The following is a 16,086-nucleotide window of genomic DNA, read 5'->3' as shown; positions in this document are numbered from 1 at the left end:
GAAGGATTCGGTGAATGCGGTGAATGCGCTGCTGATGCACCGCGCCGTGATCAACGAGTTCGTGCTGGACAACGTAACCCTGTCCGGAACCGACTGGGTGGTAACGATGCCGACCAAGCGCTACTCTGTGCCGATCCAGGATCCGAACAACAGCAACCACGACGGCCACCATGCACTGCCTCCGTTCACATCCACCTTCTGGGAAAACGGTGCGAAGCACAAGTATGAGACCTGCATTTCTGGTGAGGTGAATCAGAAATATGAGTCCTGCCATTACGCATATTAAGGCGTAGGCAAGCTCGCCGGAACCGCAGATTGCATGCGGTTTTGCTGGATTGGCGGAAGCGAAGCCGGAAACCGGGGTGCGGAGAAATCTGCACCCCGGTTTGTTTTGTATCATTTATGCAACTGGATGAAAAATGATTGACAAGCCGTTGCAACCGGCGTAAATACTGAGAACTGCTTTGCAGCAGCCGTGAAAAAGCAATGAAAAGCAATCACATTGACACGATGCACGGCGGCGGGGAGGCAGGTTGGCGGGACGTACGCTGCGTGCGCAGGAAGTACGTGGGCGAGTAAGGAGGGCAGAAGCGGCATGTTCCGCCCGGTCTGTCTTGAGAAGAGCAGGGGTTTGAGGCAGAATCCTGATGCAGGAAAAAAATCAATTACAAGGAAACCGAAAATGAACAACTTCAAGAGAAAGTCAATGTGCCTGGCGCTGGCAGCAGGCATCAGCGCTTCCGGCATGGCGCTGGCGGATTATGATAATTCCCTGGGCGGTGTGTATGTGAACAGTGACGGTACCGGCCAGGTGCTGCTGTATCCGTACTACACCACGCGCGCAGGCATGGACACCTATTTGTCCGTGATCAACACTACCCCTGATGTCAAGGCGGTGAAGGTTCGCTTCCTGGAATCGAGGAACAGCCGCGAAGTGCTGGACTTCAACCTGTATCTGTCCCCGTATGACATGTGGACCGCGGCCGTGGTCGATACCGGCAGCGGCGCCAAGGTGGTGACTGCCGACAAGTCCTGCACCACGCCAGCCATTCCGGCGGGCGGCCAGGCATTCGTGAACTATGCCTACACCGGCACGGTGGATAACGAAGACAAGATCCCCGGTGCGCCCGGCATCAACATCGGCGGCCGCGATGGTGAGACCCAGTCCCTGGACCGCACGCGCGAAGGGTACTTTGAAATCATCGAAATGGGCGTGATCGATGACGCAGACTACCGGGAATATATCACCCACGTCGATGGTGTGCCGGATGACTGCTCCAAGCTGCAGGGGCTGAAAAACGGGGATGAATATGAGAAGCTTCACATTGACCGGCCGAGGGGCGGTCTGTCCGGAAGCGCGTCTTTGATCAGCCCGGCGTTCGGCACCGATTTCAGTTATGATCCGGTGGCGCTGGACAACTTTGCCAACCACGAAATCTGGCACGAGGCCGGCTCGATCGAGCCTGACCTGCGCCACGGGATCGACCAGAGCGTGGTGTTCTACGATCAGCGTGTAGTGCGCAGCACGTGGAAGAACACCGGCGGATACGGTGATTCTGATGCGGACAAGGATTCGGTGAACGCCGTGAACGCAGTGCTGATGCACAACAGCGTGATCAACGAGTTCGTGCTGGATAACGTAACCCTGTCCGGGACCGACTGGGTGGTGACGATGCCAACCAAGCGCTACTCGGTGCCGATCCAGGATCCGAACAATGATTCCCACGACAGCAATGTAGCGTTCCCACCGTTCTCCTCCACTTTCTGGGAAAACGGCGCGTGCGAACCGGTGGATATTGCATACTGGGATCGCGAGGAACGGCAGCACGTAGTTGGCGGCTTCTCGCCTCCCCCGCCCGGCGTGAACAATGCGCTGTGCTGGGAAGCCAACGTGGTCACCTTCAACAACAGCAACATCCTGAGCTCGGCGCATTCGGTGAACATCGCGGTGCAGGACTTCCAGAACGGCTGGGTGCGCATGACCTTTGACGAGGATCTGCACAACCAGACTTCCAGCGAGGGGCATTTCTATCACGGTCTGCCGTTGATCGGCTTCATGGTGCAGGATTTCGTGAACAACAATGCCGCGCCGAACGTGATGGCCACCTACGGCGGCAGCTTCCAGCACAAGTTCACCACCTTGATTGATGGTGAGATTCCTCCTCCCTGCGGCAATCCTGAGGGCTGCGAACCACCCCCACCGCCTCCCCCAGGTGAATTACAATGTCTGTGGCCGCAGGTTCGGTTGGATATGCCTGGGGATACTCCAGACGTTTGCGTGCACATGAACGTTTGCGTCCAGGATGAAAATCCAGGTGGATACAAGGGTGATGCCGTGAAAGATGGTAAATATGGTGTTTGCGAAGTGGTCAAATAACGGGCTATCTTCCAGTTGATCTCCGGTCGCACGCAGAACGGTGCGGCCAAACCAAAGTGGTGCGAGAAGTTTTCGCACCACTTTTTTTTCGCCATGCGCGTGGCCACAGGCGCCAGTATTCGTGTTATGCGCAGGACGCAGGTATAATCCGCCCGGCAGGGGGCGCATCCGGCTGCCTGAACCCATCAGGATTTTTCGCTTTGTGGAACCATTCCGGCGGGCAGGTTGTCTATTGCCACGTGGCCGGATGTCCATGCGGCAGAACCGGGTGGGGCAACCCGGTCGCACAGGTGGTTTCTTCGTTGCCTTTCCTATGTCGGGGAAGGGAAATAATTTGATTCAGTTCCATAAATATAGAGGTGAAAAATAATGAGTCTGTTCGTATGGAAGAAGTATGCGGCGCTGGCAGCGATGGCCTGCTGCGCCGCTCCGGTTCTTGCTGCCGGAAGCGCCGGGGTGGACCCCGCGCAGGTGATTGCGGAATCCAGCCAGATGAAAATCACGGCGCAGGATCTCGAGACCGATCTGCAGCGCATCCCGGCGCAGTATCGCGCTGAGGTGCTGGCCAACCGGCAGCGGTTGTCCAAGATCCTGGAAAACCTGGTGATCAACAAGACGCTGGCTGCCCAGGCGCGCAGCGCCGGGATTGACAAGGAAGCAGACATGACGCGGCAGATCCAGAATGCAGCCGAGAAAATGCTGGCGCAGGAGCAGCTGAACCGCGTGGTCAACGCGGTACCGCTGCCGGATTTCACCCAGACCGCTCGCGAGCAGTATCAGCTGAATACGGACAAATACACCGAGCAACCAACAGTGCACGCTTCGCATATCCTGATCGACACCAAATCGCGCAGCGCGGAAGAAGCGCTGGAGCTGGCGCGCAAGGTGCGCGAACAGGCGGTGGCCGGAAGCAAAAAATTCGACGAGCTGGCGCTGGAATATTCGGATGACCCGAGCGCAAAATCGAACAAGGGCGATCTCGGCTTCTTTGAGGCGAAGAGAATGGTCAAGCCGTTTGCGGATACCGCTTTTGCCATGAACACGCCGGGCGAAATCAGCGAGCCGGTGAAGACCCAGTTTGGCTATCACCTGATCCAGTTCCATGAAAGCAAGCCGCGGACGGTGCGCACGTTCGATGAGGTCAAGGACAAAATCATCCAGGGAGAGCGCGAGAAATTCCAGAACGAGCAACGCAAAAAACTGCTCAGCGACATCCTGAGTGATCCTTCGCTCAAGCTGAACGAAGAGGCAGCCGACCGCTTTCTGAGCCGGATGCCCATTGCGGCCGACCCGAAAGCGTCATCTGCAGGCAAGCACTGAGGCGCCAGGCCGTAATTCATGGCGATCCGGAAACTGTGGCCCTACCGCTGGCTGCTGCTGAACTTCCTGTCGCGCGAGATCAAGGGCCGTTACATCGGCAGCGTCAGCGGCGCGTTCTGGGCGCTGCTGCACCCGCTGGCGCTGCTGGCGGTGTATGCGCTGGTGTTCACGGTGATTTTCCGCGTGAAGTTCCCGGAGCTGGCAGGGCACAGTTTCATCCTGTTCGTGGCGGTGGCCCTGTGGCCGTGGCTGTCGTTCCAGGAAGGGGCGCAGCGCGGCGCACTGGCGGTGCAGAACGGAAGCGGGCTGGTCAAGAAGGTGGCGTTTCCGCACGAGCTGCTGGTGCATGCATCGGTGCTTTCGACGTATGTCGTCCATGTCGGCGGCTTCCTGCTGGTGCTGGCGGTGCTGGCGCTCAGCGGCAGCGATCTGCATCTGCTGTCGCTGCCGCTGGTGCTGCTGCTGTTGTGCATGCAGTTTCTGTTCACCAGCGGCCTGTCGCTGATACTGGCAGCGCTGCAGGTGCTGCTCAAGGACGTGGAGCATCTGCTGGCTCCGCTGTTCATGATCTGGTTTTACGCCACGCCGGTGCTGTATCCGGCCAGCCTGGTGCCGCCGCAGATCCAGCAGGTCATGGCGTGGAACCCGTTTTCCTATTTCATCAGTCGCATCCGCGATTTGCTGATGACCGGCAACAGCCAGATCGGCTGGCAGGATGCCGTGATGCTGGCGGCCTGCCTGGCTGTTTTTACGGCCGGCCGCTGGTTTTTCAACCGGCTGTCGCCGTATTTCGAGGATTTTCTGTAATGCGTCCCTGGCGCGGGCCGGCAGCAGGGTGCATCGCCCCCGGACCGGTTTTCCGATGAAACCATTTTCAACACCAATATGCAGCCTGCCCCGCTGATCCGCCTGTGCCAGATCGGCAAGGACTACCCCAGCGTTTCCACCAGCGGGAACCGTCTGCGCATGATTGCCTCGCTGCTGTTCCGGCGTGGCGAGATTCCGCATTTTTGCGCGCTGCAGGGGGTGAGCCTGGAGCTGAAGGCCGGGGAGTCGCTGGGGCTGATCGGGGAAAACGGCGCCGGGAAATCGACGCTGCTGAAGATCATCGCAGGGGTGGTCAAGCCCTCCACCGGCCAGATCGAGGTGAACGGCCGCATCGGGGCGTTGCTGGAGCTGGGCAGCGGGTTCCATCCCGAATACAGCGGCCTCGAGAACATTCATCTGGCTGCCGCGCTGATGGGGATGAGCCATTCCGAAATCGACCGCAAGCTGGAGGATATCGTGCAGTTTGCCGACATCGGCTCGCATATCCACGAGCCGATCAAGCATTATTCGTCCGGTATGGTGGTGCGGCTGGGATTTGCGGTGGCAACCGCGATGCGCCCGGATATCCTGATTACCGACGAGGTGCTGGCGGTGGGGGACGAGTCGTTCCAGAAAAAATGCATCCGCTGGATCGAAGGCTACCTGGCGCAGGGGGGAACGCTGCTGCTGTGCTCGCACAGCATGTACCACATCCAGACGCTGTGCCAGAAGGCGGTGTGGATCCATGGCGGGCGGATGCACATGTACGGCAACAGTTTTGATGTGACGCGGGAATACCTGACCTATCACGAGGAAAAGAACTGCAAGGCCGAGCATCAGGAACACCGGGTGCACCCCGAGGGAATCTACCAGATCCGCAGCTTGTGGCTGGAGGATGATGCCGGCACGGAAATCGCCGAGCTGGAAATGGGCGGGGTGTTGCGCATCTGCGGGGTGGCCCACTCCCCCGACGAGCGACCGCCGGTGATCCTGTTCGGTGTTGCACGGGTGGACGGAACCTCCATCTACGGGACGCACTCCAATGAAACGGCGTATGTCCCCGGCCGCATCGCCCCGGCAACCTATGGTTTCTGCGTGCGCCTGCCCAGGCTGCCGCTGCTGCCGGGGAAATATACGATCCGCGCGCATGCCATGGACCCGGAAGGGCTGCGGTTGTTTGACACGGTGAACACGACGCTGCGGGTGACCGGGCAGACCCGCGATTACAGCCTGTGCCGCCTGGAGCACGAGTGGCTGCCTGCGCGCCCCGATTTTGCCGAACGGGAACGCGGGGTGCAGGAATGAAGGAATCGGGAGGACGGGGGTAGGGCTGAGCGGGGATATTGGTACGTGTCCCTGCCCATGTTAAAATTATTTTTTGCCTTTTCCCTGCGGAGGGGCAGCCTTTCCCGGCATTTCCGGTGGACTTGGCGGCAGGGGTGGCTCCATCCCGTTCACAACGCGTATTCCAGCCACGGCATGGAAACCCGCCGGAATTTTTACAAGGAACACTATGCAACCGAAGCACCTGTACTCCGTCCATTTCGATATCGTCCACGGCTGCCAGCTGAAATGCGTGGGCTGCCCGAACTCGACGCTGGAGCCCGACATCTACCGCATTACGGTGGAGGATTTCGCGCGCTGCCTGGGCAACATGGACGTGGAACGCATCCATTCGCTGCGCCTGTTCAATTATGGCGAGCCGCTGCTGCACAAGCAGCTTTCCGCCATCGTGGCGCAGATTCCCCGCCAGCGCTGGAAGGTTTCGGCGGTGGAGCTCAGTACCAATGCGCAGAAGGTGTACTGGGATGATTTCGAGGAAATGGTCAAGCTTGAGGTGGTCAACAAGCTGTTTGTCAGCTGCGACGGGGACGGCACGCCGGAAAGCTACGAGCGCCTGCGGCCGCCATCGAAGTGGGAGCGGTTGATCGAGTTTCTGGAACGTGCCGCCCGGTTGCGCGACCGCTGGGCGCCGGCGATGCAGCTGCTGACGCGGACGGTGATCCAGTCCGAGGAAGACGCACGCCGCTGGGAATCGGTGCTGCGTCCGCGCGGCTGGAACCCGGAGTTCCGCCGCTGGATGGCGCTGCCGCAGGCGCAGGAGAACCGTACCGGGCGTGCGCTCAGCGTTCCGCAGGGGTCCTGCACTTTCGTGGCGGATGCCAGTGAATTCGACTCGCATCCGTGGTTTGGCGAAATCAACCAGCTGTATGTCGATGCCGACGGCACGGTGGTGCCCTGCTGCATGCACCCGCAGGCAGGGGTGCTGGGCAACCTGATGACGCAGAAATACAGCGAAATCCTGAATGGCGAGGCGCGTCGCAATTTCAGGCGGCAGCAGGCGGAAAACCGTGCGGCGATGGCGGTTTGCGGCAAGTGCGATGTAGGGCCGGTTGGCAGCGAGGGACCGTCGTTCTGGAGCCCGATCACCTACTGGAGCGCCAACAAGAGCGAGCTTCCGCAAAAATGATCGCGCCTGCCGGCGCGGGTGGCCGGTTTTTCCGGGGCCGCCGTTCCGCCGCGCGATCCTGAAAAAATCTGCGGGATGGAGTGTCCGCTGCGCAGCAGGCCAAGTATAATGCGGCTGGCACGATCCGGCCGGACCGATGCTGGTCATGCCCGTTTTTTCATGATTTTTTGCGCTGCGGAGAGGGATCACGATGAACCTGGACACTTACTTTTCCACGCCTGTGTGGTGGGACAAGCTGAATATCGATGTGGATGCCATGGTTGCCTTCTGCCACCGGCTCCGGCAGTCCGACCCGCAGGGCAATCAGCTGAGCAATGCCGGCGGGTGGCAATCCAGGGAGTTTTATTACGGCGATCATCCGGAAACCCTGCCCCTGCTGAACGAAATTCTGCGCCGCTCCAGGCAGTGCCTGAAGGATTTTGGCTATGATGGCACAAAATTTGAAACCTATTTTGACAACATCTGGGTGAACATCAACCAGATGAGCCACTATAACCGGATCCACATCCACTGCGCATCGTTCCTGTCCGGGGCCTATTATCTGACCGATTCCGATGCGCAAATCGAGTTTTACCGGAATTTTCAGGAGCAGTATACGATCGAGTCGCTGGCGCCGGTGCTGGAGCTGAATGCGATTAATGCGCCGAAGATTTCCTATCCGGCGCAGAAAAATCATCTGGTGATGTTTCCGTCCTGGGTGCCGCATTCGGTCGAGCCGAATCCGGAAGACCGGGAAAGAATCTCGATCTCGTTCAATATCCGCATCCGGAAAAAGGGAACGCCCCTGTAACGCAGCGGCTGCGCGCTGTGCAACGCGACATGGACCGGAATTATCCAGGTTGTAAATGCCTTTCCGCAGCCCGGTCGCGCAGGGTTTGCAGCGCATCTGCCACGGTCGGGTAGCGCAGCAGGACTTTCAGCTCGCGCTTCATGCGCTGGTTGGACAGGCGTCGTGATTCGTTCATGAAGGAAAGCAGGCCATTCGGCAGGATTTGTTGCGCCTGCCAGCGCGATACACGCGGCACATGCGGCAGGTTCAGGGCATCGGCCACGCAGTCGAAATAGTCGGTCATTTTCAGTCTGCTGTCATCGCTGGTGTGATACACCCGGTTTGGCTTGCCGTGGCGCAGGGCGGCAGCCACGACGCGTGCCAGATCGTCCGCGTGGATGTGGTTGGTATGGCTGTCTTCCGCCGCCATGATTCCCGGGGTGCGCTGCTGCAGGCGCTGCAGGGGCAGCCTTTCTTCCGCGTCGTAGATGCCCGGCACGCGCAGGATGACGGCCTGTACGCCGCAGCGCTTTGCCCAGGCGCGGATTTGTTTTTCGGCATCCACGCGGCGCTGCGCGCGCGGGGTCTGCGCATGCAGGGGTCGGGTTTCTGCAACCCAGTCTCCGCCGCAATCGCCATAGACCCCGCTGGTGCTGATGTACACGATGGTTTCCGGCAGGGTGCCCCGCGACAGGGCGGCCAGCAGGTTGCGGGTGCGGGGGTCGTTTGTTCCGGAATTCGGCGGGGGCGCAAAATGCAGCACGGTATGCGCCACTCCGGTGATGCGGGCCAGGCTGGGAGGGTGATCCAGATCCGCTTGCAGCGGCGTGATACCGGCCCTGCGCAGCTCGGGAAACCGTTCCGGGTTGCGCGCCAGTCCAAGCAGGCGATACCGCCCCCGCAACAATGGAGCCACCCGCAAGGCGATATCGCCGCAGCCGACAATCAAGATTCGTTTCATAACAGAATTATGCGTTAAAATTACTTTTTTTGCTCATGGTGCAGACGATATTTTCATGGCATTCAACGTTATTATCCAGCCCAGCGGCCACAGCTTCTCCATGGAGGCGGACGAAACCATCCTCGAAGCGGGGTTGAGGCACGGTTTTGTTTTGCCCTACAGCTGCCGTGAAGGGGTATGCGGAACCTGCAAGGGCAGGCTGCTGCAAGGTACTGTGGATTATGGCAAGTATGATGAAACGTATCTTACCGGGGCCGAGAAGGCAGAGGGGCTGGCGCTGTTCTGCACGGCCAGGCCGACTTCCGACCTGATCATCGAGTGCCGGGAAGTGAGCGCCGTCAAGGACATTCCGGTGCGTACCATGCCCTGCCGTGTGCAGAAGCTGGAACGCTTCGACGATGTGATGGTGCTGTACCTCAAGCTGCCTGCGAACGAGCGCCTGATGTTCCTGGCCGGGCAGTATATCGATATTCTGATCAAGGGCGGCAAGCCGCGCAGCTTTTCGCTTGCGAACGCCCCGCATGATGACGAGTTCCTGCAGCTGCACGTGCGCAATATTGCCGGCGGGGAGTTCACCAACCTGGTTTTCACGAAAATGAAGGAGCGTGACATTCTGCGCTTCAAGGGGCCGCTGGGTTCGTTCTTCCTGCGCGAGGACAGCACCAAGCCGGTGGTGTTTGTTGCCAGCGGAACCGGTTTCGCCCCGATCAAGTCGATCATCGAGCATGCGCTGCACACCGGGATTCAGCGTCCGATGCACTTTTACTGGGGCGCGAACACCCTGAGTGGCCTGTACATGCTGGAGAAGGCGCGGGATTGGGAAACGCACGGCATACGCTTTACCCCGGTGCTGTCGGAAGCGCTGGCAACAGATGAATGGCAGGGCAGGACGGGCTATGTGCATGAGGCGGTGCTTGCGGACTATCCCGATCTTTCGGGTCATCAGGTCTATGTGTGCGGTGCGCCGGTAGTCGTGGAGGCGGCGCACCGTGATTTTACTTCCCTGCGCGGGTTGCCGCAGGAGGAATTTTTCTCCGACGCCTTTACACCGGCCAGCAAAACCTGATTTCTGCGGTTTTCAGCGGGGCGGTTCGGGCGACTGGCCGCGCATGAACTGATTGTGCTGCAATTGTGCGTACATTCCGCCTGCGGCCAGCAGTTCCTGGTGTGTTCCGCTTTCCGCGATTTCGCCCTTGTGCAGTACGATGATACGGTCGGCTTTTTCGATGGTGGACAGGCGGTGGGCGATGATCAGCGTGGTCCGCCCCTGCATCAGGGTTTCCAGGGCGGCCTGCACGTGGCGCTCGGATTCGCTGTCCAGCGCGGAGGTGGCTTCATCCAGGATCAGGATCGGGGCGTTTTTGAGGATGGCGCGTGCAATGGCAATGCGCTGGCGCTGGCCGCCGGACAGGCGTACCCCTTTTTCTCCGACCAGGGTTTGCATGCCCTGCGGCATTTCGCGGATAAACTCCAGGGCATGTGCGGCCTGCGCCGCAGCAAGGATTTCCTGTTCCGGTATTGCGCGCTCCTGCCCGTAGGCGATGTTTGCGGCAACGGTGTCATTGAATAGCACCACTTCCTGGCTGACCAGGGCGATATTGGTGCGCAGGCTGGACAGGGAGAGCGTTTCCAGGTCATGCCCGTCGAGGGTGACGCGCCCGCTGCAGGGAGAATAAAAACGCGGCACGAGGTTGATCAGGGTGGTTTTCCCGCCGCCGGAAGCGCCGACCAGTGCGAGCGTCTGCCCGGCCGGGATATCCAGGCTGAGGTTGCGCAGGGTCAGCTTTCCATCGTCCCGGTAGGAAAAGCTGACCTGTTCGAATTTCAGGTGGCCGGACGCGCGGGCGATGGACAGCCGACCGGCATCCTTTTCCCCCGGGGTGTCCAGCAGCGCGAATACGCTTTCCGCAGCGGCCAGGCCGCGCTGCAAGTGCTCGCTTACGCTGGCGAGCCGTTTCAGCGGTGACGTCAGCATCAGCATGGCGGCGATGAAGGACAGAAACCCGCCTACCGTGGTGGCATCGCTGCGCGCCTGTTCGGTGGCGAGATAAACGATGCCCGCGAGTGCAATGCCCGCGATCATCTGCACGATGGGCATGTTGGCCGCAGCGGCTGCGGTCTGTTTCATGGCATGACGGCGCACCCAGTTGGCCTGGCCGGCGAAGCGCCGGCTTTCATACGTTTGCCCGCCGAACAGCTTGACCACCTTGTGCGCGGTTATGCTTTCTTCAATGACCTGGGTGATGTCGCCCATCGCCTGTTGCGAGTTGCGGCTGGTGGCCCGCAACCGGCGGCTGATGATCCGCATGAAATAGACAATGACGGGTGCCATGATCAGGCTGAGCAGGGTCAGTTTCCAGTTCAGGTAGAACAGCCATCCGAGCAGGCCGACGATCATCAGTGAATCACGGATGCCGATGGTGACGACCGTGGTTGCGGCAGCGGTAACCTGGGTTACGTCAAAGGTCAGTTTCGAAATCAGGCCGCCTGTCGGATGGTCGTCATAAAAGCGGGTGGGCAGGGTCAGCAGCCGTTCGAACATTGCATTGCGCAGATCCATGACGACCTTGTTGCCAACCCAGCTGATGGTGTAGGTGGCAATAAAAGTCGTCATTCCGCGGAAAAAGAAGATCAGCAGGATGTAAGCTGGAATCAGGCGGATGACGGCCTCATCCTTGTGGATGAAGGTGCCGTCCAGCACGGTTTTGAACAGGACGGGCAACAGTGCCTCGGTGACCGCAGCTCCCATCATGCCCAGAATGGAAATGGCAAAGACGCGCCAGTAGGGCCGGACATGGCGAAGCAGTCGTAAATAAAGCTGTGAACTGGTCATAATGGGGGTCAAGGTTGTACGCGCGGGGGCGGAGCTGGGTTCGTGATGGCCGGTTCTACACGGCTTTGCCGCCTGTCAGGGGTGGGGCAGTCAGGGTCGCACCGGTCCCGGAATGGATCGGAGAACCCCGGAAACCGGCCGGAAAATCCCTGGAGTTTACCCGGTTCCCGTTCTCCGGGTGGCAGATGTCATCGGCACAGGTCAGAATCTGCCGCCGAACTGTGGGTAAACAAGAGAAGAGCAGCCAGTTTCGCCTGCGCCCGGGGCAAAGGTTCATGGATGGTAAATGGCCGGCCCGGTAGGGGCGGGCGGGGCAGGATTCCGACCCTGCACGGGTAATTACTTGTTCCAGTCCGGGGAGGAAAAAGGCCATTTTTTTCCAGGGCTGAGCGGCGAAAAAGGGGGCGGCACCGAGCCGGAAGACGTGGCCGGTTTCTTTTCCCGGGGGGCTTTTTTGATTGCTGTTGGTGCCGATACGGATTGCGGTTGGGTTGCAGCTGCGTTCTTTTGTGTTGCCGGAGCGGCTTTTACGGCTGCGGGTTTTTTCGTTGCGCGGGTTTTCCTGGTTGCGGGCGCTGTGGCTGTCGCCGGTTTCGCATTCTGGACTGCGGTCATTCCAACTCTCCTTCAGGTGCCAAGTTCAAACAAATACATCCCGGCCTCTATGCCGTTCCCCGGCGTGTGCCAAGGCGGCCTGCCGGAACCCGGTCAATCCCAGCTGAGAGCGCCCCCGGTCTGGTATTCCGTCACCCGGGTTTCAAAGAAGTTTTTCTCTTTCTTCAGGTCGATGAGTTCTGCCATCCACGGGAACGGATTGACCGCTCCGGGGAACAGGATGTCCAGCCCGATCTGCTGGCAGCGGCGATTTGCGACAAACCGCAGGTATTCCTTGAACATCGGGGCATTCATGCCCAGGATTCCGCGCGGCATGGTGTCTTCGGCATAGCGGTATTCCAGGTCCACGCCTTTCTGGATCAGGCCGCGAATTTCCGCGCGAAAGTCCGCCGTCCACAGGTGCGGGTTTTCCAGCTTGATCTGGTTGATCACATCCACGCCGAAATTCAGGTGCATCGATTCATCGCGCATGATGTACTGGTACTGCTCCGCCGCCCCGGTCATTTTGTTCTGCCTGCCCAGCGCGAGGATCTGCGTAAAGCCGACATAGAAGAACAGCCCTTCCATGATGCAGGCAAACACGATCAGGCTGCGCAGCAGCTGCCGGTCTGCCTCCGGCGTTCCGGTCTTGAATTCCGGATTGGTCAGGGTGTCGATGAACGGAATCAGAAATTCATCCTTGTCGCGGATGCTCGGCACCTCGTGGTACATGTTGAAGATCTCGCCGTCTTCCAGGCCAAGGCTTTCCACGATGTACTGATACGCATGCGTATGGATCGCCTCCTCGAATGCCTGGCGCAGCAGGTACTGGCGGCATTCCGGATTGGTGATATGCCGGTAGGTGCCAAGCACGATATTGTTCGCTGCCAGGCTGTCTGCAGTGACGAAGAAGCCCAGGTTGCGTTTGACCATGCGCCGCTCGTCTTCGGTCAGTCCGTTGGGGTTTTTCCACAATGCGACATCGGCCGACATGTTGATTTCCTGCGGCATCCAGTGGTTCGCGCAGGCGGCAAGGTATTTTTCCCATGCCCATTTGTACTTGAACGGCACCAGCTGGTTTACGTCCGCCTGGCAGTTGATGATGCGCTTGTCTTCCACGCGTATGCGTCCGGAAGAACTGGAAGCAATGGTGTAATCGCTCATTGGCAGGACTCGCATTCAGGATTGTCGATGGCGCACATCGGTACGGCATTCAGTTCACCCGCGCGCGAGGTGGATTTTTCCGTCGAGGTGGCACCCATGGTGCGCAGGTAATAGGTGGTCTTCAGGCCGCGCAGCCAGGCCAGCTTGTAGGTTTCGTCCAGTTTGCGCCCGGATGCGCCGGCCATGTAGATGTTCAGGGACTGTGACTGGTCGATCCATTTCTGGCGGCGGGATGCGGCTTCAATGATCCAGTGCGGCTCGATCTCGAATGCCGTCGCATACAGGTTGCGCAGTTCGTCCGGGATGCGGTCGATTTTGGCGAGGCTGCCGTTAAAGTACTTCAGGTCGGCGATCATGACTTCGTCCCACAGTCCCATGCGCTTGAGGTCGTTCACCAGGTATTCGTTGATGATGGTGAATTCACCAGACAGATTCGATTTGACGAACAGGTTCTGGTAGGTAGGCTCGATGCAGGCCGATACGTTGATGATATTGGATATGGTTGCGGTGGGTGCGATGGCGATGCAGTTGGAGTTGCGCATGCCATGCTGGCGGATGCGCCCGCGCAGATGATCCCAGTCCAGGGTGGAGGACAGGTCCACCTCGACGTGCCCCCCGCGTGCCTGGCGCAGCAGTTCCAGCGTATCCTGCGGCAGGATGCCGCGATCCCACAGGCTGCCGGAATAACTCTCATAGCGGCCGCGTTCCTCGGCCAGCTCGGTGGACGCCAGATAGGCGTAGTAGCATACGGCTTCCATGGAGCGGTCGGCAAACTCGATGGCCCGGTCCGAGGCATAGGGAATCCGCAACTGGTGCAGGCAGTCCTGGAAACCCATGATGCCGAGCCCGACCGGACGGTGCCGCAGGTTGGAGTTGCGCGCCTTGTCCACGGCGTAATAGTTGATGTCAATCACGTTGTCCAGCATGCGCATGGCCGTGGTGATGGTGTGTTTGAGCTTGTCGTGGTCGATTCCTCCGTCGGCTTTCATGTGCGCGCGGAGGTTGACCGACCCCAGATTGCACACCGCGATTTCCGAATCCGATGTGTTCAGCGTGATTTCGGTGCACAGGTTGGAGCTGTGCACCACGCCGACATGCTGCTGGGGCGAGCGGATGTTGCACGGGTCCTTGAAGGTGATCCACGGGTGGCCGGTCTCGAACAGCATGGACAGCATCTTGCGCCACAGGCTGGTCGCCGGAATTTTTTTGTACAGGGAGATTTCACCGCTTGCCGCCTTGGCTTCGCAGGCAAGGTAGGCGGCTTCGAACTCCGCGCCGAATTTTTCGTGCAGTTCGGGGCAGCTGGATGGCGAGAACAGCGTCCATTCGCCGTTTTCCAGAACGCGCTTCATGAACAGATCGGGAATCCAGTTTGCGGTGTTCATGTCATGGGTGCGCCGTCGGTCATCGCCGGTGTTTTTGCGCAGCTCGAGGAATTCCTCGATGTCGAGGTGCCAGGTTTCCAGGTAGGCGCAAACCGCTCCCTTGCGCTTGCCGCCCTGGTTGACCGCCACGGCGGTGTCATTGGCTACCTTCAGGAACGGCACCACGCCCTGCGATTTGCCGTTGGTGCCCTTGATGTGCGCACCCATGGAACGCACGGGAGTCCAGTCATTGCCGAGGCCGCCGGAGAATTTGGCGAGCAGGGCGTTTTCCTTGATGGCTTCAAAAATGCCGGCAAGGTCATCCGGGACAGTGGTCAGATAGCAGGAAGAGAGCTGCGAGCGGATCGCTCCTGAGTTGAACAGGGTGGGGGTGGAGCTCATGAAGTCGAAGCTGGACAGCAGATGATAGAACTCGACAGCACGGCGGTTGCGGTCTTTTTCGCGGAGCGCCAGTCCCATCGCCACGCGCATGAAAAATGCCTGCGGCAGTTCGATCCGCTTTTCGTTTACATGCAGGAAGTAGCGGTCATACAGGGTTTGCAGGCCAAGGTAGCTGAACTGCAGGTCACGGCTCGCCTGAAGCTCCTGCGCCAGGCGGGGCAGGTCAAAATTCGCCAGATCCGGGTCCAGCAGCTCTGCATCGATGCCGCGCCGGATGAAAGAGGGGAAATAGCCGGCATAGCGCTGTTCGAGGTTGGCATCCTCGCCGAGGACTTCGCAGCAGATGTTGTTCAGCAGCAGGCGCGCGGTTACAAAACTGTAGGCAGGGTCGTGCTCGATCATTGCCCGGGCGGCAAGGATCAGGCACTTGCGCACTTCTTCCACGGCCACGCCGTCATACAGGTCGCGCAGCGTCAGTTTGAGGATGGCGCCGGGGTTGACGGCATCGCCCAGCCCGGTGCAGGCGGCAGTGATGCGTTCCATCAGCCATGCTTCGTCCAGGGGGCGCAACACGCCCTGGTGGTTGACATGCAGCGCCGGGGCAGGCTCTGCTTTTTCCTTGGCCTTGGCGCGCTCGCGGGCGCGTTCTTCGCGGTACAGCACGTAGGCGCGGGCCACGTCATGCTCGCCGGAGCGCATCAGGGCCAGCTCGACCTGATCCTGGATGTCTTCGATGTGCAGCGTGCCGCCATGCGGGTGATGGCGCAGCAGTGCCCGGACCACGGTTTCGGTCAGGCGGTTGACCAGTTCGCGCACGCTGGCGGAAGCTTCTCCCTTGACCGCGATAAAGGCCTTGGTAATGGCAACGGCGATTTTGTGCGCTTCAAAGCCGACCACCGAGCCGTTGCGGCGGATGACTTTGTGATGGTCGAGCGGCATCCCGGAAGACACTTTGAATTTCATATCGTCGCTCGCGGTATCCATTCTCTCCCCCAATCTTTATATATTGTTTTTATAAACAACAA

13 protein-coding genes are annotated in these 16,086 nt (G+C 59.7%); 8 read left to right on the top strand and 5 right to left on the bottom strand.

Features of this window, described 5'->3' with window-relative positions; genetic code table 11:
* From KJA68_RS03080 to KJA68_RS03050, 7 genes are all read left to right on the top strand, one after another.
* Nucleotides 1–286, top strand: a 286-nt coding sequence (locus KJA68_RS03080) for a hypothetical protein (RefSeq protein WP_213035463.1), incomplete at its 5' end; no start/stop codon positions are given.
* Nucleotides 287–682: 396 nt separating this feature from the next.
* Entirely contained in the window at nucleotides 683–2,377 is a 1,695-nt protein-coding gene (locus tag KJA68_RS03075) for a hypothetical protein (RefSeq protein ID WP_213035462.1), read from the top strand.
* Nucleotides 2,378–2,746: 369 nt separating this feature from the next.
* On the top strand, nucleotides 2,747–3,697 hold the full coding sequence (locus KJA68_RS03070) for a peptidylprolyl isomerase (protein ID WP_213035461.1): 951 nt from the start codon (nucleotides 2,747–2,749) through the stop codon (nucleotides 3,695–3,697).
* A gap of 18 nt (nucleotides 3,698–3,715) precedes the next feature.
* Nucleotides 3,716–4,504 carry an ABC transporter permease gene (locus KJA68_RS03065; RefSeq protein ID WP_213035460.1) on the top strand — a complete coding sequence of 263 codons (789 nt, stop codon included), beginning with the start codon at nucleotides 3,716–3,718 and terminating at the stop codon, nucleotides 4,502–4,504.
* Between the two features lie 78 nt (nucleotides 4,505–4,582).
* On the top strand, nucleotides 4,583–5,809 hold the full coding sequence (locus KJA68_RS03060; protein ID WP_213035459.1) for an ABC transporter ATP-binding protein: 1,227 nt from the start codon (nucleotides 4,583–4,585) through the stop codon (nucleotides 5,807–5,809).
* A gap of 208 nt (nucleotides 5,810–6,017) precedes the next feature.
* Nucleotides 6,018–6,974, top strand: a complete 957-nt coding sequence (locus KJA68_RS03055) for a radical SAM/SPASM domain-containing protein (RefSeq protein WP_213035458.1) — start codon at nucleotides 6,018–6,020, stop codon at nucleotides 6,972–6,974.
* Between the two features lie 190 nt (nucleotides 6,975–7,164).
* On the top strand, nucleotides 7,165–7,764 hold the full coding sequence (locus tag KJA68_RS03050) for a TIGR02466 family protein (RefSeq protein WP_213035457.1): 600 nt from the start codon (nucleotides 7,165–7,167) through the stop codon (nucleotides 7,762–7,764).
* 40 nt (nucleotides 7,765–7,804) lie between these two features.
* Here the strand turns inward: KJA68_RS03050 and KJA68_RS03045 are convergent, their stop codons facing one another.
* Nucleotides 7,805–8,704, bottom strand: a complete 900-nt coding sequence (locus KJA68_RS03045; protein ID WP_213035456.1) for an SDR family oxidoreductase — start codon at nucleotides 8,702–8,704, stop codon at nucleotides 7,805–7,807.
* 55 nt (nucleotides 8,705–8,759) lie between these two features.
* On the opposite strand from KJA68_RS03045, the gene KJA68_RS03040 reads away from it, so the two are divergent.
* Complete coding sequence (locus KJA68_RS03040; RefSeq protein WP_213035455.1) at nucleotides 8,760–9,770, top strand: CDP-6-deoxy-delta-3,4-glucoseen reductase; 1,011 nt, start codon at nucleotides 8,760–8,762, stop codon at nucleotides 9,768–9,770.
* A 12-nt stretch (nucleotides 9,771–9,782) separates the two neighbouring features.
* Here KJA68_RS03040 and msbA read toward each other — a convergent pair whose 3' ends face one another.
* The 4 genes from msbA to KJA68_RS03020 all read right to left on the bottom strand — a co-directional run bounded on the left by msbA (nucleotide 9,783) and on the right by KJA68_RS03020 (nucleotide 16,045).
* The gene (msbA, locus tag KJA68_RS03035; RefSeq protein WP_213035454.1) at nucleotides 9,783–11,537 is read right to left on the bottom strand and encodes a lipid A export permease/ATP-binding protein MsbA; all 1,755 of its coding nucleotides are present in this window, start codon (nucleotides 11,535–11,537) and stop codon (nucleotides 9,783–9,785) included.
* A 55-nt stretch (nucleotides 11,538–11,592) separates the two neighbouring features.
* Complete coding sequence (locus KJA68_RS03030; protein WP_213035453.1) at nucleotides 11,593–11,910, bottom strand: hypothetical protein; 318 nt, start codon at nucleotides 11,908–11,910, stop codon at nucleotides 11,593–11,595.
* A 335-nt stretch (nucleotides 11,911–12,245) separates the two neighbouring features.
* Nucleotides 12,246–13,295 carry a ribonucleotide-diphosphate reductase subunit beta gene (locus KJA68_RS03025; protein WP_246487044.1) on the bottom strand — a complete coding sequence of 350 codons (1,050 nt, stop codon included), beginning with the start codon at nucleotides 13,293–13,295 and terminating at the stop codon, nucleotides 12,246–12,248.
* Nucleotides 13,292–16,045, bottom strand: coding sequence for a ribonucleoside-diphosphate reductase subunit alpha (locus KJA68_RS03020; protein WP_213035451.1), 2,754 nt, complete (start codon nucleotides 16,043–16,045; stop codon nucleotides 13,292–13,294). The genes KJA68_RS03025 and KJA68_RS03020 overlap by 4 nt, the downstream gene beginning before the upstream one ends.
* Nucleotides 16,046–16,086: the final 41 nt, after the last annotated feature.

The organism is Candidatus Nitrotoga fabula (genome assembly GCF_905221025.1).
Lineage (GTDB): Bacteria > Pseudomonadota > Gammaproteobacteria > Burkholderiales > Gallionellaceae > Nitrotoga > Nitrotoga fabula.
This window is presented reverse-complemented; position numbering and strand designations above follow the sequence as displayed.